This is a genomic window from Achromobacter sp. SD115, from assembly GCF_017355315.1.
GTDB classification, from domain to species: Bacteria; Pseudomonadota; Gammaproteobacteria; order Burkholderiales; family Burkholderiaceae_B; genus Achromobacter; species Achromobacter xylosoxidans_B.
In genome coordinates this window covers 1-20,509 of the sequence record NZ_JADIJM010000024.1, presented here as the reverse complement: position 1 = coordinate 20,509, position 20,509 = coordinate 1, and the positions used below count along the sequence as shown (strand labels likewise).

Here is a 20,509-nt window from a genome sequence, read left to right as displayed (position 1 = left end):
GGTCAAGCGTTGCGGGCCGGGCTGCGCACTTTGCACGCGGCCTCGGACAAGATCGCCACGCACAGGTCGGCGTAGCTGATTCCCACCGCCTTGGCGGCCATGGGAACGAGTGAATGGCTGGTCATGCCAGGCGAGGTATTCATTTCAAGCAGCCACGGCCGGTTGTCGCGGTCGAGGATGAAATCGGCGCGGCCCCAGCCTTCGCAGCCCAGCGCCTGGTAAGCCTGGACCGCGATCTCGGCGACTTCCGCGGCCACTTCGGGCGGCAGCGTGGCCGGGCAGAAGTACTGCGTGTCGTCGGAGAAGTACTTGTGCTCGTAGTCGTAATTGCCGCCAGGCGCGGCGATCTCGATGACGGGCAGCGCGCGCGCGGTCTTGCCGCCGCCCAGCACCGCCACGGTCAGCTCGCGGCCGGTGATGAACTGCTCGGCCAGCACTTCGGCGTCGAAACGCGCGGCCGCGGCGTAGGCTTCCTTCATGTCGGAATAGCCCACCACCTTGGTAATGCCCACCGTCGACCCTTCGTGCGGCGGCTTGATGATCAGAGGCAGGCTCAGGCGGTCCGGCACCAGGCGCAGTTCGGTATCCGCGTCCAGCAATTCAAAGTCGGGCGTGGGCAGGCCGTGCTGCAACCACACGCGCTTGGTCATGGTCTTGTCCATGGCGAGCGCGGACGCCAGCGGGCCGCTGCCGGTGTAGGGAATGCCCAACAGTTCCAAGGCCCCCTGGATGGTGCCGTCTTCGCCATAGCGGCCATGCAAAGCGATGAACACGCGGTCGAAGCCTTGGGCCGCCAGCTCGGACAGGCTGCGCTCGCCCGTGTCGAACAGGTGCGCGTCCACGCCGGCGCTGAGCAGCGCCTGGTGCACGCCAGCGCCCGACATCAAGGACACTTCGCGCTCGGCGGAACGGCCGCCGTACAACACACCCACTTTGCCGAATTGCGTGCTCATGCCAGTTCTCCAACTTGGGCGGGGACCTTGCTGATCGAACCCGCTCCCATAACAATCACCACATCGCCGTCGCGCACGAAATCCACCACGGCCTGCGGCAGCTCCGCCACGTCCTCGACGAATACCGGCTCGACCTTGCCGGCCACGCGCAAGGCGCGCGACAAGGCCCGGCCGTCCGCCGCCACCAAAGGCGGTTCGCCCGCTGCGTAGACCTCGGTCAGCAGCACGGCATCGGCGGTGCCGAGCACGCGCACGAAGTCTTCAAAACAATCCCGAGTCCGGGTGTAGCGATGCGGCTGGAACGCCAGCACGATGCGGCGGTCGGGCCAGGCGCCGCGCGCGGCGGCCAGCGTGGCAGCCATTTCCACCGGGTGATGGCCGTAGTCGTCGATCACCGTGAAGGTGCCGCCGCCATGGTTGGCCGGCACGGGGAAATCGCCCGTTTGCGTGAAGCGGCGGCCCACGCCGTGGAAGGAAGACAATGCCTCGCAGATGGCCTCGTCGGCCACGCCCAGCTCGGTCGCCACGGCGATCGCGGCCAGCGCGTTGCGCACGTTGTGCAGGCCCGGCAAGTTCAGTTCGACCTGCAGCGGCGGCAGCAGGGTATCGCGATGCGTGCGCTGCACGTTGAAGCGCATGCGCGTACCTGCCGGCTGCACTTCGTAGGCGCGCACCTGCGCCTCTTCGTTCAGGCCGTAGGTCGTGATCGGCCGCGACACGAAGGGCATGATTTCGCGCACATTGGCGTCGTCCGAGCACAGCACGGCGCTGCCGTAGAACGGCAGGCGCTGCGTGAACTCGATGAAAGCGCTCTTCAGTCGCGCCACATCGTGCCCGTAGGTGTCCATGTGATCGGCATCGATGTTGGTCACGATGGCCATCACCGGCAGCAGGTTCAGGAACGAGGCGTCGGATTCGTCGGCTTCGACCACGATGTAGTCGCCCTGCCCCAGGCGCGCATTGGCGCCCGCGGAATTCAGACGGCCGCCGATCACGAAGGTCGGATCCAGATCGCCGGCGGCGAGCACGCTGGCCACCAGGCTGGTCGTGGTCGTCTTGCCATGCGTGCCGGCGACGGCGATGCCACGCTTCAGGCGCATCAGCTCGGCCAGCATGAGGGCGCGCGGCACCACCGGGATGCGCGCCGCGCGGGCGGCGATTACCTCGGGGTTGTCGCCCGCCACCGCGGTGGACGTGACGATGGCGGCGGCGCCGGTGACATTGCTGGCCACGTGGCCGATCGCGATCTTCATGCCCAGGCCGGCCAGGCGGCGCGTCACCGCCGACTCGTTCAGGTCGGAACCGCTGATGGTGTAGCCCAGGTTGAGCAGCACCTCGGCAATGCCGCTCATGCCCGAGCCGCCTATGCCTACGAAATGGATGTGTTGAATTCTATGTTTCATGATGAACGCCCCGCTGCTTGTTCACAGACGTCGGCGATATGGGCCGCGGCTTCGGGGCGCGCATGCGCGCGGGCCCGTTCGGCCACGGCCTGGAGTTCTTGTCGGGAGCGCTGGCCCAGCCACTGCGCCAGCCATTCGGGCGTCAGGCCGGTCTGCGGCTGCAGCCAGGCGGCCTGCGCGTCGCTCAGGAAGCGTGCGTTGGCGGTCTGGTGGTCATCGATGGCATGCGGGAACGGCACGAACAGCGCCGCGACACCGGCCGCGGCCACTTCGGACACCGTCATGGCGCCCGCGCGGCAGATCAGCAGGTCGGCATCGCCCATGGCGCCCGCCATGTCATCGATGAATGCGCGGCAATCGGCTTCCACGCCCGCCTGGGCGTAGGCCTGCTGCAGCGCGGGCAAATGTTGTTCGCCTGCCTGGTGCACCACCACCGGCCGGCTTTCCTGCGGCAGGCGCGCCAGCGCCTGCGGCAAAGTCGTGTTCAGCGCCTGGGCGCCCAGGCTGCCGCCCACGATCAGCACCCGCAGCGGACCGCTGCGGCCGGCGTAACGCACCGCAGGGTCCGGCAGCGCGCACAAGTCCGCGCGCACCGGATTGCCCATGGCCTCGCCCTTGGGTAATACGCCGGGAAAGCCGCTGAGCACGCGGCGGGCCATCCGGGCCAGCCACTTGTTCGCGGTGCCTGCCACGGCATTCTGTTCATGCACGACCAGCGGCGTGCCGCGCAGCGCCGCGATGACGCCACCCGGGAAAGCCACGTAGCCGCCCATGCCCAGCACCACGTCGGGCCGCACGTCGGACAAACGCGACCAGGCTTGCCCGAACGCGCGCAGCAGCAGGAACGGCAGCTTCAGGAGCGCCGAGGCGCCCTTGCCGCGCACGCCCTGGAAGCGCAGCGGAACCAGCTCGATGCCGCGAGGCGGCACCAGCCGGCCCTCCATCTTTTCGGGATTGCCCAGCCACAGCACGCGCCAGCCGCGCTCGCGCAGCACGTCGGCCACGGCCAGGCCCGGCATGATGTGTCCGCCGGTGCCACCGGCCATGATCAGGATGGTGCGCGAGGCCGTCATACCCGCCCTCCACGCATCATGATGCGGTTTTCCACGTCGACCCGGATCAACATGGCCAGGGCGCACAGGTTCATCACCACGCCCGAACCGCCGTAGCTCATCAGGGGCAGGGTCAGGCCCTTGGTGGGCAGCAGGCCCAGGCAGACACCCATATTGATGAAGGCCTGCACGCCGAACCACATCGCCACGCCATGCGCCACCAGGCCCGCGAAGGTGCGTTCCATGGCGATGGCCTGGCGGCCGATGTCGAATCCGCGGTAGACGATGATGGCGAACAGGGTGATGACCAGCATCACGCCGGCAAAACCCAGTTCCTCTCCCACCACCGCCATCAGGAAGTCGGTGTGCGCTTCCGGCAGGTAGTGCAACTTTTCGACGCTGGCGCCCAAGCCCACGCCCAGCCATTCGCCGCGGCCCAGGGCAATCAGCGAATGCGACAACTGGTAGGCGCTGCCGTAGGCATTGTCTTCGTTCCAGGGATCCAGGTAGGCGAACAGACGTGCGCGGCGCCACGGCGACAGCCAGATCAGCATCAGAAACGTGCTGACCAGCACCGCCAGCAGGCTGCTGAAGTACTTGCCGTTGATGCCGCCCAGGAACAGGATGCCGATAGCGATCGCCACGATCACCATGAAAGCGCCCAGGTCGGGCTCGAGCAGCAGCAGCATGCCGACGCCGGCCAGCGCGAACGCCATGGGCAGGAAGCCCCGCGCGAACGCCTGCATATGTTCTTGCTTGCGCACGGTGTAATCGGCGGCGTAGAGCAGCGCGGCCAGCTTCATCAGCTCGGAAGGCTGAAAGTTGAGCGGACCCAGCGGAATCCAGCGGTGCGCGCCGTTGACTTCGCGGCCGATGCCGGGAATCAGCACGGCCACCAGCAGCACGTTGGCGACCACGAACAGGGGCACGGCCAGACGCTGCCACACACGGATCGGCACCGCCAGCACTACGGCGGCGGCAAGCAACCCGGCACTGATGAACAGGCCGTGGCGGATCACGAAGTAGTAGCGGCCATAGGACGCGTAGCGCGGGCCGTCGGCCAGCGCGATCGATGCCGAATACACCATCAGCAGGCCGAGCAGCAGCAAGGTCGATGCCGCGATGACCAGCGGCAGATCGAAATTGCGCATGCGGGTACGGCCGGGCCGTACGGCGTTGACGCTGGCGGTGAGATCGGCGATCAGGCTCATGCGACCTCTCCACGGTCGCGGGCCAGGTCTTCGACCTCTTCCACGAACACCTGTCCGCGATGCGGATAGTTGCGGAACATGTCCAGGCTGGCGCAGGCGGGCGACAGCAGCACGGCATCGCCGGGCTGGGCCAGTTCGGCGGCGCCGCGCACCGCATCGCGCAACGTTTCAACCACGACGCACTGCACGCCGGTCGGCGCCAGCACGCGGCCGATTTCGGGACCGTCCTGGCCGATCAGCATCACGGCGCGCGCATGCTGCGTCACCCCCGGAATCAGCGGCGAGAAATCCTGGCCCTTGCCCTGCCCGCCAGCGATCAGCACGACCTGCTGACCCAGGCCTTCCAGCGCAGCCACGGTGGCGCCCACGTTGGTGCCCTTGCTGTCGTTGATGTAGTCGACGCCGCCGATGGTGCGCACGAAGGCCGCGCGATGCGGTTCGCCGCTGTACTCGCGCAACGCGCGCAGCATGGCGCCCCAGCCCAGATCCAGGCAGCGGGCCAATTGCAACGCGGCCAGCGCATTCAAGGCATTATGGATGCCGCGGATGCGCAAGGCGTCCACTGGCATCAGACGGCTCATGCGGCCCTTGGCGCGCACGGGTTCGGGCGCGTCCTTCTTGCGGCGCACCGGCGGCGCGGGTTCATCGAAATCGTTCGGTTCGCAGGCCGCCAGCCAGGCCACGCCCTGGCCCAGCTCCAGGCCCATATCGCCGACCAATTCCGGCATGTCGCGGCCAAAGCTGCGCACGTTCAGCGCATTCAAGGTGGCGACCATGTCGACCGTGTAGGGATCGTCACGATTGACGATCGCTACGCGCGCCATCTTCAGCAGGCGGGCCTTGGCCTGGGCGTAGGCTTCCATGCTGCCATGCCAGTCCAGGTGATCCTGGGTGACGTTGAGCACGACGGCCGCATCGGCCATCAGCGAGCGCGTGGTTTCCAGCTGGAAGCTGGACAGCTCCAGCACCCAGACTTGCGGCAGCGATTCAGCATCCAGCGCCTCCATCAGCGCGGCCAGCGCCGCGGGGCTGATGTTGCCCGCGGCCACGACCGACAGGCCGCTGGCCTCGATCAGTTGACGCGTCAGCGCGGTGACGGTGGTCTTGCCGTTGGTGCCGGTCACGGTCAAAAGGCGCGGCCGGTACTCGCGCGTTTCGGCCAGGTCGGCCAGCGCGCGCGCAAACAATTCGATTTCGCCAACGATCTCGATGCCGCCGGCCTCGGCCTCGCGCAGCAGATCCGCCGCAGGAGGCTGAGCGGGCGCCAGGCCGGGGCTCAGCACCAGTTGGCTCACGCCATCCAGCAGCGCGGTGTCGAAGGACTGATCGCAGCCCAGGCGGTATTCCACTTCGCATTGCGCCAGCGACTCGCGCAACGCGGCCAGCCCGCCCGGTTCGGCGCGCGTGTCGGCCACGCGCAAGCGGGCGCCGAGGCGGGCGCACCAGCGAGCGGCGGCGACACCCGTCTCGCCCAATCCGAGGATCAGGACGAGCGGCGCGTCTGCGCGGGAGGTTTCCATCGTATTCATCGCAACTTCAAGGTAGAGAGGCCGATCAGCACCAGCATCATGCTGATGATCCAGAAACGCACGACCACCTGGGTTTCTTTCCAGCCACCCACTTCAAAGTGATGATGCAACGGGGCCATGCGGAAAATGCGTCTACCTGTTCCATAACGTCGCTTGGTGTACTTGAACCACGTCACCTGGATCATCACGGAAAGGGTCTCGACCACGAACACGCCGCCCATGATGAACAGCACGATTTCCTGGCGCACGATGACGGCGATGGTGCCCAATGCGCCGCCCAGCGCCAGCGCGCCGACGTCGCCCATGAAGACCTGCGCCGGATACGCGTTGAACCACAAAAATGCCAGGCCGGCACCGCCGATCGCGGCGCACAGCACCATCAATTCCGATGCGCCCGGGATATAGGGGAACAGCAGATACTTGGAATAGTCCACGCGGCCGACCACGTAGGCGAAGATGCCCAGCGCGCTGCCCACCATGACGGTGGGCATGATGGCCAGGCCGTCCAGGCCGTCGGTCAGGTTCACGGCATTGCTGGTGCCGACGATAACGGCCCAGGTCAGCGCCACGAAACCCAGCACGCCCAGCGGGTAGCTCACGCTCTTGAAGAACGGAACGATCAGGTCGGCACGCGTCGGCAGAGGCATCGTGAAGCCGCTGCCGACCCAGGCCTTGAACAGGGGCCACAGTTCGGTATTGGCGGGCGCCGACACGGCGAACGCCAGATACACCGCGGCCACGATGCCGATGGTCGCCTGCCAGAAGAATTTCTGCCGCGCGGGCATACCTTCCGGATCGCGATAAACCACCTTGCGGTAATCGTCCATCCAGCCGATCCAGCCGAAGCCGAAGGTCACCAGCAGCACCACCCACACGAAGCGGTTGGTCCAGTCCGCCCACAACAGCGTACTGATGGCGATGGAAATAAGGATCAGCACGCCGCCCATGGTGGGCGTGCCGGTCTTGACCAGATGGGTTTCCGGGCCGTAGGAGCGCACGGCCTGGCCGATCTTCATCTCGGTCAGTTTGCGGATCACGCGCGGACCGGCCACCAGGCCGATCAAAAGCGCGGTTGCGCACGCCAGCACGGCGCGCAAGGTGATGTATTCGAACACCCCCAGCGCGCGCACATCGTCAGACAGCATGCGGGCGATTTCAAGCAGCATTCTGCTCTCCCTGCCCCTTGGCCGTCACACCTTCATTCGTAGAAAAAGCCGTCACTACCCGCTCCATGCGCATAAAGCGCGATCCCTTTATCAATACGCAGGACGCGCGCAAGCCGCGCAAGGCGGCAACCACTTCGTCTACCGATGCGCAGGCGTGCGCGCCCACACCGAATGCGGCCGCGGCCGCCCGGCTGGCTTCGCCTAGCGTGATGAACGCGTCGAGCCCATGCTCGCGCGCGTAGTTGCCCACCTCGACATGCATGGCGGGGCCGTTGTCCCCGACCTCGCCCATGTCGCCCAGCACCAGGACGCGCTTGCCGGCCATGCGGGCCAGCACGTCCACGGCCACGCGCACCGAGTCGGGGTTGGCATTGTAGGTGTCATCAATGAGCAACGTTCCGTCACTCATATGCTTGTGCTGCATGCGGCCCGCGACCGGGCTGAAACCGGACAGGGCGCGCACCGCGCCTTCCAGCGGCGTCCCCGCGGCGATCGCGCTGGCAATGGCCGCCAAGGCGTTGCGCAGGTTGTGCAGGCCCGGCACCGGCAACACCAAGTCGGCGACGCCCACCGGCGTGACCACGCGGCACCGCGTGGCATGCACGTCCGCGAGAATCTGTTCGGCATACACGTCCAGGCCGGGCTGCAGGCCGAAGCGCAGCACGCGGCGCGGCTCGGCCAAGGCGTCCCAGATCGCCGAATAGGGTTCATCGCCGGGATAAACCGCGACGCCATCCTCGGGCAGCGCCGCGATGGCCGCGCCGTTCTCATGGGCCACGGCTTCCACGCTGTGCATGAATTCCTGGTGTTCGCGCTGGGCGTTGGTCACCAGCGCCACCGTGGGCGCGGCGATGGCGGCCAATTGCGCGATCTCGCCGGGGTGGTTCATGCCCAGTTCGAATACGGCTGCTCGGTGCTCCGGCCGCAGACGCAGCAGAGTCAGCGGCACGCCGATGTCGTTGTTCAGGTTGCCGGCGGTCGCCAGGCGGCCCGCCTCGCCCTGCCACTCGGCCAGCATGGCCGAGATCATTTCCTTGGTGGTGGTCTTGCCGTTGCTGCCGGTCACCGCCACCACGGGCAACGCGAACTGCGCACGCCAGGCGGCGCCGATGCGCATCAGCGCGATGCGCGTGTCGCCCAGCACCAGTTGCGGCAGCTTGGCATCGGGCACGGCATGCGCCACCACGGCCGCGCAGGCGCCGCGCGCCTCGGCCTGGTCCAGATAGTTGTGAGCGTCGAAGTTCTCGCCCACCAGTGCCACGAACAATTCGCCCTGGCCGATGCGGCGGGTGTCGGTGGACACGCCCTTGACCTGCGGCACCAGCAGCGCCAGCCGCGCCCATTCGCGGTCATCGAAGGGCAGCTTCTCGCCCCCGATGTCCTGATAGGTCTCATGCCCCTTGCCGGCCAGCAGCACCACGTCATCGGGCGCAGCCGCCCAGATGGTCTGCATGATGGCGCGCGCACGATCCACTTGCACATCGGGGCGCACGCTGTCGGGAATGCCGGCCAGGATCTGTTCGACGATGGCTTCGGGCGATTCGGTGCGCGGGTTGTCGCTGGACACGACCACGTGGTCGGCCAGGTCCGCGGCGATACGGCCCATCTCGGGACGCTTGCCCGGATCGCGCTCGCCGCCGCAACCGAACAGGCAGATCAGGCGGCCCGAGCGCGCGGTCGCGACGGCGCGCAGGGCGGACAGTGCCCGCGCCAGCGCGTCGGGCGTATGCGCATAATCCACCACCACCAGCGCGCCGCGGCCCGTGGCGGCCTGGGTGCTGTGCGCCACCGGCTCGACGGTCTGCAGGCGGCCGTCGACGGGATCCGTCGCGGCCAGTTCGCGAGCGATCTGTGCAAACGGCAGGCCCAATTGATACAGCACGCCCGCCACCAGCAACAGGTTCGACACGTTGTGCGCGCCCAGCAGGCGGGTCACGATCTGGGCCTCGCCATGCGGCGAGACCAGCGTGAAAATCTGGCCCTGGGCGGTGGCCTGGAGATCGCGCGCGCGCATGCCGGCGGGAATCTCCTGGTCGGCGCTCAGGCTGTAGCCCATTGCCATGCCGACAGGCAGATCGGCGATCAGGCGGCGTCCGGCTTCGTCATCGGCGTTGATCACGGCTGCGGTCAGGCCCGGCCAACGGAACAGGCGCGCCTTGGCGGCCTCGTACCGTTCCATGGTGCCGTGATAATCCAGATGATCACGGGTCAGATTGGTGAAGGCGGCCAGCGCAACGCGCACGCCGTCCATCCGGCCCTGCTCGATGCCGATGGAGGATGCCTCCATCGCCACGGCCTTGGCGCCGGCGTCGCGCATGGCGGCCAGCGTGCGATGCACGGTCAGCACGTCAGGCGTGGTCAGGTCGCCGCCCAGCGTGCGCCCGTCGGGCAGCACGGCGCCCAGGGTGCCGATGGTGCCGCAGGGCTTGTCATTGCGGCTCAGCGCGTGGGCGATCCACTGCACCGATGAGGTCTTGCCGTTGGTGCCAGTCACCGCCACGACCGCCAGCTCGGCCGAAGGCCGGCCATACCAGGTGTCGGCCAGCTCGCCCAGCAGGGCGCGCAGGCCGGTCACCGGCAGCATCGGGGCCTGGTCCGCCACGGCCGCGACGGCATCGTTGGCGGGGGCTTCGAACAACACCGCGCTGGCGCCCAGCGCCAACGCCTTCTCTATATAGAGACGTCCGTCGCTGGACAGGCCCGGGCAGGCGACGAAAACATCGCCCGGCTCGATATCACGGGAGTCCAGCTTGAGGTGCGCGGTCAACGACACGCGCGAATGCAACCACGCCACGGTTTCGGCAACCGTGGCGACAGGGTTGAAGAGGAAGCCTTTGGCGCTCATCTGCCTGGCTCCTTAAGACCAGCAACAATTGTGGATTCGAAGGGCGCGTCCGGGCGCACCCCCATCAGCCGCAAGCTCCCCCCCACGATCTGGGAGAACACGGGCGCGGCGATAGCGCCGCCGTAATAGCCGCCAACCGTCGGCTCGTCGATGGACACGGCCACGACGATTTTCGGATCCGACACCGGAGCGAAGCCCACGTAGGAGCTCCGATAGCGCTGCATGCTGTACTTGCCGTCGACGATCTTGCGCGCCGTGCCGCTCTTGCCGGCCACGCGATAGCCCTGCACCTGGGCGGCCTTGGTGCCTTCGGGGCCAGCAGCCGCTTCCAGCATGCCGCGCACCATTTCGGTGGTCTTGGGTGTGTAGATCTTGACGCTGGTAGGGTCGCTGTCGCGCTTGACCAGCGTCAGCGACACCATGTCGCCATTGCGGGCGAAAACGGTATAGGCACGCGCCACCTGCAGCAGCGACACCGACAGGCCGTAGCCGTAGGCCATCGTGGCCTTTTCGATCAGGCGCCAGCGGTCCCAGGGGCGCAGGCGGCCAGGCGCCGCACCGGGAAATCCCACCTGGGGCGCCTGGCCCAGGCCCAATTCGGTGAAGCGGTCCCACATCTCGCGGGATTCCAGCTTCTCGGAGATCATGGTCATGCCGATGTTGCTGGACTTGCGCAACACGCCGGCCACGTCCAGCGTGCCGTTGCGGCTCACATCGCTGATCGTGCTGCCTTGGTACTGGAAGCGGCCATTGCCGGTTTCAAACAGCGTCTTGGTGCTGATGCGGCCCAGGTCCAGCGCCAGCGCGGCGGTGAAGGGCTTCATGATCGAGCCGGGCTCGAAGGTGTCGGTAATGGCCTGGTTGCGCAGCTTGGAACCATGGAAGGTTTCGCGCTTGTTCGGATCGAAGGTCGGCACGTTGGCCAGGGCCAGGATCTCGCCCGTATGCACGTCCACGACCACGGCGGTCGCGCCCTTGGCCTGGTGCTTGTCCATGGCGTCCTTCAACGCCTTGAATACCAGATACTGCAAGCGCGTGTCGATGGACAGGCGCAGGTCGCGGCCGTCCACCGGCAAGGTCACGGCCTGCACGTCCTCGATCACGCGGCCCAGCCGGTCCTTGATGACGCGGCGGCTGCCCGGACGACCCGACAACTGCTGATTGAACGTCAGTTCGACGCCTTCCTGCCCCTGGTCCTCGACGCTGTTGAAACCCACCACGTGGGCCATCACGTCGCCGTCCGGGTAGTAGCGGCGGGTCTCCGGCTGCTGGTGCACGCCCGGCATGCCCAATTGCTTGATCTTGTCGGCCACGTCCATCGAGACCTGGCGCTTCAGGTAGACGAAGTTCTTGTCTTCGTCGACCAGGCGGTGGCGCAGATCGGCCAAGGGCGTTTCCAGCAGCTTCGCCAAGGTATCCATCTGCGCCGGGGTGGCCTGTTTGGCGTCTTCGGGAATCGCCCAGATGGCGCGCGCCGGCACGCTGGAGGCCAGCACCGCGCCATTGCGGTCCATGATCTTGCCGCGCGTGGCGGCCAGGGTCAGCGTGCGCTCATAGCGCCGCTCGCCCTGCTGCTGCAGGAATTCGGTGGACAGCCCCTGCAGGAACAGCGCGCGGCCGGCCAGCACGGTGAACCCGCCGAACAGCAGGATCAGCACCAGGCGCGCGCGCCACGTGGGCAATTGCCCGCGCAGCACGGGGTTGTCGAAGAAGGGGATGCGTTTCATTGCGCGCCTCCGCTGGCGGAGACAGGCGCCTGATTCATGTACAGCGTGCGGTCCGGAACGATGGAAATCATCTTCAGGCCATCACGCGCAATCGCGTCCACCCGCGCGTTGCGGGCGAGTTCGGCGCGGTCCAGCTGCAGGCGCCGCCAACTGGTTTCCAGGTCGCGTGCGTGCGCCTGATCGCGGCCCAGCTCAATAAAGAGCTGGCGCGACTGATACCGGCTGGTGACCAGGGAAATGGCCGACAGCATCAGCAAAGCCGCAACGATCAGGTTGACGCGACCCATTAGCGACGCCCCCCCTTGCCGCGGCGCGGCGCAGGAGCCAGGTCGCTGCCCGGCAGCGAGCCGATCTTCACGAACGCAAAGCCGCCCTCGGCGGGCAGCGGCGTTTCGGTGCGCTCGGCGACACGCAGGACGGCGGAACGGGCGCGGGCGTTGGCCGAGACCTCATCGTCTTCGGCCAGCACGCGCCCCAGGGAACGCAGGACCGGCTGCGGCATTTCGCTTTCCCGCAGGGGCAGGCGCGCATGCGCGGCAGCCGGACGAGCCGCTGCCGCGATGCACTGCTTGACCATGCGGTCTTCAAGCGAATGAAAGCTGATCACCGCCAACCTCCCTCCCGGGGCGAGCAGGTCTAGAGCTGCCGCGAGGGTGCGCGCGAGCTCTTCGAGTTCCCGATTGATGTAAATCCGTAGAGCTTGAAAGGTGCGTGTGGCCGGATGCTGCCCCTTTTCGCGCGTGCGGACGGCGCTGGCGACGCACTCGGCAAGTTCGAGCGTGGTGCGCAGCGGCCTTGTTGCGCGGCGAGCAGCAATCGCCTTTGCAACCTGAAAAGCAAACCGTTCTTCGCCATAATCCGCTATGACCTCCCGCATCTCATCCACACTGGCTTGCGCCAGCCAATCCGCCACCGTGGGACCACGAGTGGTGTCCATCCGCATATCGAGCGGGCCGTCTCGCATGAACGAGAAACCGCGCTCGGCATCGTCGATCTGAGGCGAGGAAACGCCCAGATCCAGCATCACGCCATCGACCTTGCCGATGCCGAGCTGCTCCAATTCTTCGGCCATGGTGGCAAAGCCGCCATGCACCACGGTGACCCTCGGGTCCGCTGCCGCCAACGCATTGGCTACGGCGATCGCCTCCGGGTCCTTGTCGAACACCACCAGCCTGGCAGCCTTGCCCAGACGGCCCAAAAGTTCGCGGCTGTGCCCGCCACGCCCGAAGGTGCCGTCGACGAAGACGCCGTCCTCCGCTCGCGTAGCCGTAGCCGGCCCGGCCTGCTGATGCGACCGTGTCGCGCCCTTGCCGCCGAAGTCGGGCAGCAATAACGCGTCCACCGTCGGCTCCAGCAGAACGGGCCGATGTTCGAATTCCATAACTTTTTCAGAACGAAAACTGATTCAACACATCCGGCATACCCTTGGCCAGGTCCTCAGCCTCGCGGCTGGCCAGGGTAGCGGCGTCCCACAGCTCGAAGTGCGCGCCCAGACCGAGCAGCATCACATCGCGCGTCATACCGGAAGCGTTGCGCAGTTCAGGAGCGATCAGGACCCGGCCGGAGCCGTCCAGTTCCACGTCCTGAGCGTTGCCCAGCAACAGCCGCTGCAACGCGCGCGCCGTCATGGGAAAGGCAGCAATCTGCTCGCGCTTCTTTTCCCACTCCGGCCGCGGGTAGACCAGCAAGCAGCCGTCAGGGTGGCGTGTCAGGGTCAGCCGGCCATCGGCCTGCGACATGAGCGCGTCACGATGCCGGGTCGGAATCGAGATCCGTCCCTTGGCATCCAGCGTGAGCGCGCTGCTTCCCTGAAACACCACTTTTACCCCACTTAATTGCACAATTTCCTACTATTTCCCACTCTACGGTATGGGATCAGGGCGGTCAAGCGCGTGGTTGCAATTTTTTCAATCACAACAAGGACTTAGATCAATATGTAAATCCGCAAAAAGAAAAACCTCCCAATAAATCAGGAGGTTGCGGCACTATCTAAAAGTCCTTCTTCAGAAGTGGCAGCTAACAATGGCTTTGCATTGTTTTACGATCGGTCGATTGCTCCAGTTGGCGAGGCTTTCCGCCGGACTCCGGGATTGTGACGATCGAAAAAGTGGCCGACCCGGCCCACGCGATGCCAGGCTCTGGTTCGAACCTCGCTCGCGTTGAGAATGAGTTGCAAGACGGGTCTATAGGCCGGATTCTGTACACCAGGTTTCCCTGGCGGACGATCATTCCTCTGCGCGGATCATTGCTGAGCCGCTCTAGCCATCTACCCGCATACTCGGACGGAGCCGCCCTTCGCGATCCGAAGACCGCACGCATGCCTATTTGATGTTGCTCCGGGTAGAGGTTGCCGCGTTTCACCCTGCGATGCCGCCGCCCGTTGCCGGACGGCGCGATACGGAGATGGCCGTATCTGTGCGCGCGATGCGCGCCCACCCCGCAGACTCGTCTCTGTGGCCCTATTCCTCAACCGCGCCCGAAGACGCGGCCGGACGGCCGTTAGCCGTTACCCTGCCCTGTGGAGTCCGGACCTTCCTCGATGGATTCGCATCCACCGCGATCGCCCGACCCGCCTTGCGGTCCGTATTCTATTACACCCGCCGGCTCTGTCCCCAAAGCGGCCGAGGCATGGGCCACCCAAACGTCGTTGCAGGGTTCCTGCGACAATACGCCTTGTTTCGCTCAGACGCCGCAGATACTACCCACCACATGGCCCTTGCTACGCTCATCACCCTTACCGACATCCAGCTGGCCTTTGGCCACCATCCGCTGCTGGATCATGCCGATTTCGCCATCCAGGCCGGTGAGCGCATCGGCCTCATTGGCCGCAATGGCGCCGGCAAGTCCTCGCTGCTGAGACTGCTGGACGGCAGGACCCAGCCGGACGACGGCGATATCGCCCGCAGCTCCGGACTGCGCGTGGCCACCGTCGAACAGGAACCTGAGCTGGACGAAAACGCCACCGTCTTCGATGTCGTCTGCAATGTCGAGGGTGACCACGAAGATTGGCAGCGCCCGTCGCGCGTGCGCTCAGTGCTGGAAAAACTCGGCCTGCCCGCCGACGTGCAGATCGCTGGTCTGTCCGGTGGCACCCGCAAGCGGGTCGCACTGGCGCGCGCGCTGGTCGACGAGCCGGATCTGCTGCTGCTGGACGAACCCACCAACCACCTGGACTTCGAGGGCATTGCCTGGCTGGAGGAAATGCTGCGCTCCTGGAAAGGCGCCGCGGTCATCATCACCCACGACCGCCGCTTCCTGGACGCCGTCGCCACCCGCATCGTCGAACTCGACCGCGGACGGCTGCTGAGTTTTCCCGGCAACTTCTCGCAGTGGCAGGAACGCAAGGCCCAATGGCTGGAATCCGAGCGCCTGGAACAAGCCCGCTTCGATAAGCTGCTGGCGCAGGAAGAAATCTGGATCCGCAAGGGTGTCGAAGCCCGCCGCACCCGCAATGAAGGCCGTGTGCGCCGCCTTGAACAGCTGCGCGTCGATCGCGCCGAACGCCGCGAACGCGTCGGCGACGTCTCGCTCGCGCTTGCCGAAGGCCAACGCTCCGGCAAGCTGGTCGCCGAACTCGACCACGTGAACAAAGCCTTTGGCGACAAGATTGTGGTGGACGACTACTCCACCACCATCCTGCGCGGCGACCGCATCGGCATCATCGGCCCCAACGGCGCCGGCAAGACCACCTTGCTCAAACTGATCCTGGGCGAAATGCAGCCGGACAGCGGCACGACCCGCCTGGGCACCAATGTCGCGGTCGCGTATTTCGACCAGATGCGCGCGCAGCTGGACGAAAACGCCACACTCGTCGACATCATCAGCCCGGGCAGCGAATGGGTCGAAATCGGTGGCGCCCGCAAGCACGTCATGAGCTACCTGGGCGACTTCCTGTTCTCGCCGGCCCGCGCCGGCTCGCCCGTGCGCAGCCTGTCCGGCGGCGAGCGGGCCCGCCTGCTGCTGGCACGGCTGTTCGCCCGCCCCGCCAACGTGCTGGTACTGGACGAACCCACCAACGACCTCGACATCGAAACGCTGGAACTGCTGGAAGAATTGCTGCAGGAGTACCAGGGCACGGTGCTGCTGGTCAGCCACGACCGCGCCTTCCTGAACAACGTCGTCACGCAGACCATCGCCTACGAAGGCGATGGCCGCTGGCGCGACTACGTGGGCGGCTACGACGAGTGGGTCGCCCAGCGGCCCGCGCCGGCAGCCCCCGCCGAAGAGACCGTCCCTGCCGCCCGGCCTGCCGACGACGCCGCCGCGCGCGCCAAGGCCGCCCGGCCCAAACCCGCCAAGTCCACCAAGATGAACTCCTGGGAACTGCGCGAACTGGAGGGCCTGCCCGACGCCATCGCTGCGCTCGAGGCGCAGCAGGCCGAGCTCGCCGGCAAGCTCGCCGACGGCAGCCTGTACCGCGATGCGCCCGCCGAGGTCGAACGCATCAACGGCGAACTGGCCAAGCTGGAAAGCGAACTCGAAGAGCGCTTCGCCCGCTGGGAATTGCTGGAAGCACGGCGCGAAGGCACGCTGTAATCAGCTTGTCTCTATATACATATAGAGGCGCATGAAAAATGCCCCCGGATTTGGGGGCATTTTCTTGTCTCGGATCTGCCGACCCGGGCCGCGGCGCAACTGCTCAGGCGCGTGCGCGCCAGGCCAGCGCCTCGCCCGCCGCCAGCGGAACCAGCGTCGTATTGCCGAACGCGACTTCCTCGGGCACCACATAGGCCTCACGCACCAGCGTCAGCGTGCCGGTATTGCGCGGCAGGCCGTAAAAATCCGGACCATGGAAACTGGCGAAGCCTTCCAGCTTGTCCAACTTGCCGACGGCGTCGAAAGCCGTCGCGTACAGCTCCATGGCGTGCAAGGCCGTGTAGCAGCCAGCGCAGCCGCAGGCATGTTCCTTCAGGCCGCGCGCATGCGGGGCGCTGTCGGTACCCAGGAAAAAGCGCGGGCTGCCGCTAGTGGCCGCTTCGACCAGCGCCAGGCGGTGGGTCTCGCGCTTGAGGACGGGCAGACAGTAGAAGTGCGGCCGCACCCCGCCCTGGAAAATCGCGTTGCGGTTGTACAGCAAGTGCTGCGGCGTGATCGTGGCGGCAATCGGGCCTTCGGCGTCGCGCACGTACTCGGCGCCCTCTTTCGTCGTGATGTGTTCGAACACCACTTTCAAGGCGGGGAAGGCGCGGCGCAGAGGTTTCATGACGCGCTCGACGAAGATCGCCTCACGGTCGAACAGGTCGATCGACGGGTCCGTGACTTCGCCATGCACCAACAGCGGCATGCCGCATTTTTCAAGCGCTTCCAGCGCCTTGGCGCACTTGCCCAGCAGATCGGTCACGCCGGCGTCCGAGTTGGTAGTGGCGCCCGCGGGATAAAGCTTCACGGCGTAGACCTGGCCCGACTCGTAGGCGCGGAAGATCTCTTCAGACGTGGTGTTGTCGGTCAGGTACAGCGTCATCAGCGGCGTGAAGGCATCGGGGTTGCCACCCGCCTTTTTCAAGGCCTCCAGGATGCGCCCGCGATAGGCCAGCGCCTGCTCGGTGGTCGTGACCGGCGGCTTCAGGTTGGGCATGATGATGGCCCGCGCGAACTGGCGCGCGCTGTCCGCCACCACGGCCTCAAGGGCAGCGCCGTCGCGCAGGTGCAGATGCCAGTCGTCCGGGCGGGTGATGGTGAGCTGAGTCGTATTTTGAGTAGACATGGTTAGGCTTCTTAATCTGCCAGCGGCATGCCCCGTTCGGCCAGCGCGCTGAACATCGCGCTGCCCAAGGGAATGACGGCATCGTTGAAATCGAAATGCGAGTTGTGCAGCACGCAGCCGGAATCGGCTCCGCCCTGGCCCAGCCGGAAGTATGCGCCAGGCTTGTTCTGCAACATGAAAGAGAAATCCTCGGAGCCCATCGACGGCGTCAGATCGCGCACGACGTTCTCCTTGCCTATCATCTCGGTGGCGATGTCGGCCACCAGATTCGCATGCTGCGGCGTGTTCAAGGTCGCCGGATAGATCCGTTCGTAAGTCACTTCGGCGCTGCCGCCGAAGGCGCCAGCGATAGCTGACACCAGTTCGCGCATGCGGCTCTCTACCATTTCCTGGACGGATTTGCGGAAGGTGCGCACCGTGCCCACCATCCGCGCTTCGCGCGGAATCACGCTCATCGCGCCGGGATGGCCCGCCTGCAAGGATCCAATGGACACCACCGCCGAATCCAGCGGATTCACGTTGCGCGACACGATAGTCTGCAGGGCCGTGATGATCTGCCCGGCGATCGTGACGGGATCGATAGTCTGGTAAGGATGCGCGCCGTGACCGCCGCGCCCGGTGATCAGGATCTCGAAGCGATCCGCCGCGGCCATCATCGGCCCGGGATTGATGCCTATCGTGCCCGGCTTCAGGCCTGGCCAGTTGTGCAGCGCGTAGATCGCATCGCACGGAAAGGTATCGAACAGCCCGTCTTCCAGCATGGCGCGCGCGCCGCCGCGGCCCTCTTCGGCGGGCTGGAAGATCAGCACCGCGGTACCGTCGAAATTGCGCGTCTGCGACAGGTACTTGGCTGCGCCAATAAGCACTGCGGTGTGGCCGTCGTGGCCGCAGCCGTGCATCAGGCCTGGCTTGGTCGACTTGTGGCCGAAGTCGTTGTCTTCGGTCATGGGCAAGGCATCCATGTCGGCGCGCAGGCCTATCATGCGCCCGCTGTCGCAGCGTTTGCCGCGGATGACGCCCACCACGCCAGTCTTGCCGATGCCGCGATGCACCTCGATCCCAAGCGCCTCCAGCGCGCCAGCCACGATGCCGGAGGTCCGTACCTCCTCGAAGCCCAGTTCGGGATGCGCGTGCAAATCGCGCCGCAGCGCCGTCAATTCGTCATGAAAGAGGCGAATTGATTCCAAAGGAGATCGTGCGTACATAGGAGGTTACAGAATGACGATGTAGGGAGGACAGTCCGTGCATTTTAGTTGCTACAGAGGATAAATGCCTTTGTCTTTACGGGAGAGACACGTTATGCTCCGGCCGCAGGACAATTTTTCCAACAGCCAGAGAAGGAGCGCCGCATTATGGCCACAACCTCCAAACCCGCGACCGCGCGCAAGCCGAACGCTGCATTCATGAAGCCCCTGACCCCCAGCGCCGAACTGGCTGCTGTCATCGGCTCGGAAGCCGTGCCGCGTACCGAGGTCACCAAAAAGATCTGGGAATACATCAAGAAGCACAACCTGCAAGATGCCAGCAACAAGCGCAACATCAACGCCGATGCCAAGCTGCGCCCGATCTTCGGCAAAGATCAGGTCACGATGTTCGAACTGACCAAGCTGGTCAACGCACATCTGAAGTAAGCAGGCAAAGGGCGTACCCCGTACGTCCCTGCCTTCATATCGTCGCGACGCCCCGGTTCATCCCTGGGCGAGCTCGCCTCCCCAGCGCAGCTTTCAAGCATCGCGACAGCCACGCCGCCACCTCACCGGCATGGCCCGATTCCCCACACCAGCATTCCCCGAAAGCCAAGCCTGGCGCGCCTCTTCAGGCAGTTGGCAGCGCTTCTTGCAAGCTCGCATCTAGCGGCTGGTAGCTGCGCGGACAACCCCAGGCTCGGCGGCGTCACGAGCATCCACATGCGCGGCGCCATGCACGGACAAGCTCCTGCGCCTGCAGGCTCACGCAAGGTCCTGAACCGCTCGCCTGTCTCTTGTTCGCTGCTGCACGCACGCGCGCGATAGGCGCGCAGCCATGGGGCGAGCCCAACAAAACAAAAGGCCGGCATGTGCCGGCCTTTTGCTTGAACGCCCGCCTTCAGGCGTAGGTAGTCGGCGCAGAGCCTTCCAGCAGCGACAGCCAGCCCTTGATCAAGCGATACAGCACCCAGATCACGGTCGCGGCCAAGCCGATCCAGCCGATGAAGATCAAGGTCGCAATACCGCTGATGGCCAGCCACAGCAAGGCCCACCAGAAAGTACGCAGCAGCCAGTCAAAATGAGCGGCATAGACGGTGCCTGCGGCGTCCGAGCGCTTCAAATACATCAGCACAACGGCCGCCAGCGTGGCGATGCCCAGGAATCCACTCGTCAGGAAGCCCAGGGCGTACAAGCCATAGGCCACGTGGGTCAGCGTGCGCAGGTCTAACGTCGTTCCGGGCACGGGGGTCTGGGGATCACTCACGATAACGCTCCAACGAATTGACTCGGTCAATCTTACCGCACAAAGCCACCCCGCCCACGGCCGTTGTTATTTGTGCACATTCAATGCTGGCGCGGCTTGCAGCCTGATTGACGGTGCGCAAGCACCAAGCAAAAGCCCGTGCCACGCGCTCACGCGTCTGCCACCGTCAGACAGTGCACGCGCCTGGCAGCAGCGCCCGCGACAAAGAAAAAACCCCGCAGCGCGAGCTGCGGGGTTCCTGGAATCAAAGCCTGACAATGACCTACTTTCACGGACGTCCGTCCACTATCATCGGCGCAAAGGCGTTTCACTGTCCTGTTCGGGATGGGAAGGAGTGGGACCACCTTGCTATGGTTGTCAGGCGTAACTGCTTGAGTGCCTGCCCTGCCTGGGCAAACGCTCCAATCCTGTCGAGAGACCGATGAATGCGCCTGGAGCAAGTCTCGACAGGCGGCCGCCATGGGCTCT

General features: G+C 65.8%; 16 protein-coding genes, 1 rRNA gene and 1 other RNA gene. 2 read left to right on the top strand and 16 right to left on the bottom strand.

All coding sequences use genetic code 11. From position 1 onward, the window contains the following. Positions 1-2 precede the first annotated feature (2 nt). The 12 genes from IPU70_RS26530 to rnpB form a co-directional block, all read right to left on the bottom strand. Positions 3-953: a D-alanine--D-alanine ligase gene (locus IPU70_RS26530; RefSeq protein ID WP_013391530.1), complete on the bottom strand. Its 951-nt coding sequence runs from the start codon at positions 951-953 to the stop codon at positions 3-5. After that, a complete protein-coding gene (gene murC, locus IPU70_RS26525; RefSeq protein ID WP_013391529.1) occupies positions 950-2,356 on the bottom strand; it encodes a UDP-N-acetylmuramate--L-alanine ligase in 1,407 nt (468 codons plus the stop codon). Before murC ends, IPU70_RS26530 begins: the two co-directional genes overlap by 4 nt. Further along, complete coding sequence (gene murG, locus IPU70_RS26520) at positions 2,353-3,429, bottom strand: undecaprenyldiphospho-muramoylpentapeptide beta-N-acetylglucosaminyltransferase (protein WP_207472123.1); 1,077 nt, start codon at positions 3,427-3,429, stop codon at positions 2,353-2,355. Before murG ends, murC begins: the two co-directional genes overlap by 4 nt. Further along, positions 3,426-4,619 carry a putative lipid II flippase FtsW gene (gene ftsW / locus IPU70_RS26515; RefSeq protein ID WP_013391527.1) on the bottom strand — a complete coding sequence of 398 codons (1,194 nt, stop codon included), beginning with the start codon at positions 4,617-4,619 and terminating at the stop codon, positions 3,426-3,428. Before ftsW ends, murG begins: the two co-directional genes overlap by 4 nt. Beyond that, a complete protein-coding gene (gene murD, locus IPU70_RS26510; RefSeq protein WP_207472119.1) occupies positions 4,616-6,148 on the bottom strand; it encodes a UDP-N-acetylmuramoyl-L-alanine--D-glutamate ligase in 1,533 nt (510 codons plus the stop codon). Before murD ends, ftsW begins: the two co-directional genes overlap by 4 nt. Continuing rightward, a complete protein-coding gene (gene mraY, locus IPU70_RS26505) occupies positions 6,145-7,314 on the bottom strand; it encodes a phospho-N-acetylmuramoyl-pentapeptide-transferase (RefSeq protein ID WP_207472117.1) in 1,170 nt (389 codons plus the stop codon). The genes murD and mraY overlap by 4 nt, the downstream gene beginning before the upstream one ends. Continuing rightward, positions 7,304-10,159, bottom strand: coding sequence for a bifunctional UDP-N-acetylmuramoyl-L-alanyl-D-glutamate--2,6-diaminopimelate ligase MurE/UDP-N-acetylmuramoyl-tripeptide--D-alanyl-D-alanine ligase MurF (gene murF / locus IPU70_RS26500; protein ID WP_207472115.1), 2,856 nt, complete (start codon positions 10,157-10,159; stop codon positions 7,304-7,306). Before murF ends, mraY begins: the two co-directional genes overlap by 11 nt. Further along, the gene (locus IPU70_RS26495) at positions 10,156-11,886 is read right to left on the bottom strand and encodes a penicillin-binding protein 2 (protein ID WP_207472114.1); all 1,731 of its coding nucleotides are present in this window, start codon (positions 11,884-11,886) and stop codon (positions 10,156-10,158) included. Before IPU70_RS26495 ends, murF begins: the two co-directional genes overlap by 4 nt. Continuing rightward, entirely contained in the window at positions 11,883-12,173 is a 291-nt protein-coding gene (gene ftsL, locus IPU70_RS26490) for a cell division protein FtsL (RefSeq protein ID WP_207472113.1), read from the bottom strand. The genes IPU70_RS26495 and ftsL overlap by 4 nt, the downstream gene beginning before the upstream one ends. Beyond that, positions 12,173-13,267 (bottom strand): 16S rRNA (cytosine(1402)-N(4))-methyltransferase RsmH, encoded by a 1,095-nt coding sequence (gene rsmH / locus IPU70_RS26485; RefSeq protein WP_013391521.1) that lies wholly within the window; start codon positions 13,265-13,267, stop codon positions 12,173-12,175. The genes ftsL and rsmH overlap by 1 nt, the downstream gene beginning before the upstream one ends. A 7-nt stretch (positions 13,268-13,274) precedes the next feature. Beyond that, positions 13,275-13,703: a division/cell wall cluster transcriptional repressor MraZ gene (gene mraZ / locus IPU70_RS26480; protein ID WP_006226256.1), complete on the bottom strand. Its 429-nt coding sequence runs from the start codon at positions 13,701-13,703 to the stop codon at positions 13,275-13,277. A 353-nt stretch (positions 13,704-14,056) separates the two neighbouring features. Further along, positions 14,057-14,462, bottom strand: an RNA gene (gene rnpB / locus IPU70_RS26475) — RNase P RNA component class A. Between the two features lie 133 nt (positions 14,463-14,595). Here rnpB and IPU70_RS26470 point away from each other — a divergent pair. Continuing rightward, the gene (locus IPU70_RS26470) at positions 14,596-16,422 is read left to right on the top strand and encodes an ATP-binding cassette domain-containing protein (protein ID WP_207472099.1); all 1,827 of its coding nucleotides are present in this window, start codon (positions 14,596-14,598) and stop codon (positions 16,420-16,422) included. 103 nt (positions 16,423-16,525) lie between these two features. Here IPU70_RS26470 and pyrC read toward each other — a convergent pair whose 3' ends face one another. Both pyrC and IPU70_RS26460 read right to left on the bottom strand, forming a co-directional pair. Next, complete coding sequence (gene pyrC / locus IPU70_RS26465; RefSeq protein WP_207472095.1) at positions 16,526-17,590, bottom strand: dihydroorotase; 1,065 nt, start codon at positions 17,588-17,590, stop codon at positions 16,526-16,528. Positions 17,591-17,601: 11 nt separating this feature from the next. Beyond that, positions 17,602-18,795 carry a M20 aminoacylase family protein gene (locus IPU70_RS26460; RefSeq protein ID WP_207472094.1) on the bottom strand — a complete coding sequence of 398 codons (1,194 nt, stop codon included), beginning with the start codon at positions 18,793-18,795 and terminating at the stop codon, positions 17,602-17,604. Positions 18,796-18,942: 147 nt separating this feature from the next. On the opposite strand from IPU70_RS26460, the gene IPU70_RS26455 reads away from it, so the two are divergent. After that, the gene (locus tag IPU70_RS26455) at positions 18,943-19,221 is read left to right on the top strand and encodes an SWIB/MDM2 domain-containing protein (RefSeq protein WP_006217453.1); all 279 of its coding nucleotides are present in this window, start codon (positions 18,943-18,945) and stop codon (positions 19,219-19,221) included. A 454-nt stretch (positions 19,222-19,675) separates the two neighbouring features. Here IPU70_RS26455 and IPU70_RS26450 read toward each other — a convergent pair whose 3' ends face one another. Both IPU70_RS26450 and rrf read right to left on the bottom strand, forming a co-directional pair. Further along, entirely contained in the window at positions 19,676-20,041 is a 366-nt protein-coding gene (locus IPU70_RS26450) for a membrane protein (protein WP_013391517.1), read from the bottom strand. Between the two features lie 249 nt (positions 20,042-20,290). After that, positions 20,291-20,403, bottom strand: a 5S ribosomal RNA gene (rrf, locus tag IPU70_RS26445). Positions 20,404-20,509 lie beyond the last annotated feature (106 nt).

Excerpts from the sequence above, each read along its gene's own strand:
- IPU70_RS26455 (WP_006217453.1), top strand. The coding sequence starts at position 18,943 with ATGGCCACAACCTCCAAACCCGCGACCGCGCGCAAGCCGAACGCTGCA.
- IPU70_RS26495 (WP_207472114.1), bottom strand. The coding sequence starts at position 11,886 with ATGAAACGCATCCCCTTCTTCGACAACCCCGTGCTGCGCGGGCAATTG.
- murD (WP_207472119.1), bottom strand. The coding sequence starts at position 6,148 with ATGAATACGATGGAAACCTCCCGCGCAGACGCGCCGCTCGTCCTGATC.
- murC (WP_013391529.1), bottom strand. The coding sequence starts at position 2,356 with ATGAAACATAGAATTCAACACATCCATTTCGTAGGCATAGGCGGCTCG.
- ftsL (WP_207472113.1), bottom strand. The coding sequence starts at position 12,173 with ATGGGTCGCGTCAACCTGATCGTTGCGGCTTTGCTGATGCTGTCGGCC.
- rsmH (WP_013391521.1), bottom strand. The coding sequence starts at position 13,267 with ATGGAATTCGAACATCGGCCCGTTCTGCTGGAGCCGACGGTGGACGCG.
- IPU70_RS26530 (WP_013391530.1), bottom strand. The coding sequence starts at position 953 with ATGAGCACGCAATTCGGCAAAGTGGGTGTGTTGTACGGCGGCCGTTCC.
- IPU70_RS26470 (WP_207472099.1), top strand. The coding sequence starts at position 14,596 with ATGGCCCTTGCTACGCTCATCACCCTTACCGACATCCAGCTGGCCTTT.
- pyrC (WP_207472095.1), bottom strand. The coding sequence starts at position 17,590 with ATGTCTACTCAAAATACGACTCAGCTCACCATCACCCGCCCGGACGAC.
- ftsW (WP_013391527.1), bottom strand. The coding sequence starts at position 4,619 with ATGAGCCTGATCGCCGATCTCACCGCCAGCGTCAACGCCGTACGGCCC.
- mraY (WP_207472117.1), bottom strand. The coding sequence starts at position 7,314 with ATGCTGCTTGAAATCGCCCGCATGCTGTCTGACGATGTGCGCGCGCTG.
- murF (WP_207472115.1), bottom strand. The coding sequence starts at position 10,159 with ATGAGCGCCAAAGGCTTCCTCTTCAACCCTGTCGCCACGGTTGCCGAA.
- IPU70_RS26460 (WP_207472094.1), bottom strand. The coding sequence starts at position 18,795 with ATGTACGCACGATCTCCTTTGGAATCAATTCGCCTCTTTCATGACGAA.
- murG (WP_207472123.1), bottom strand. The coding sequence starts at position 3,429 with ATGACGGCCTCGCGCACCATCCTGATCATGGCCGGTGGCACCGGCGGA.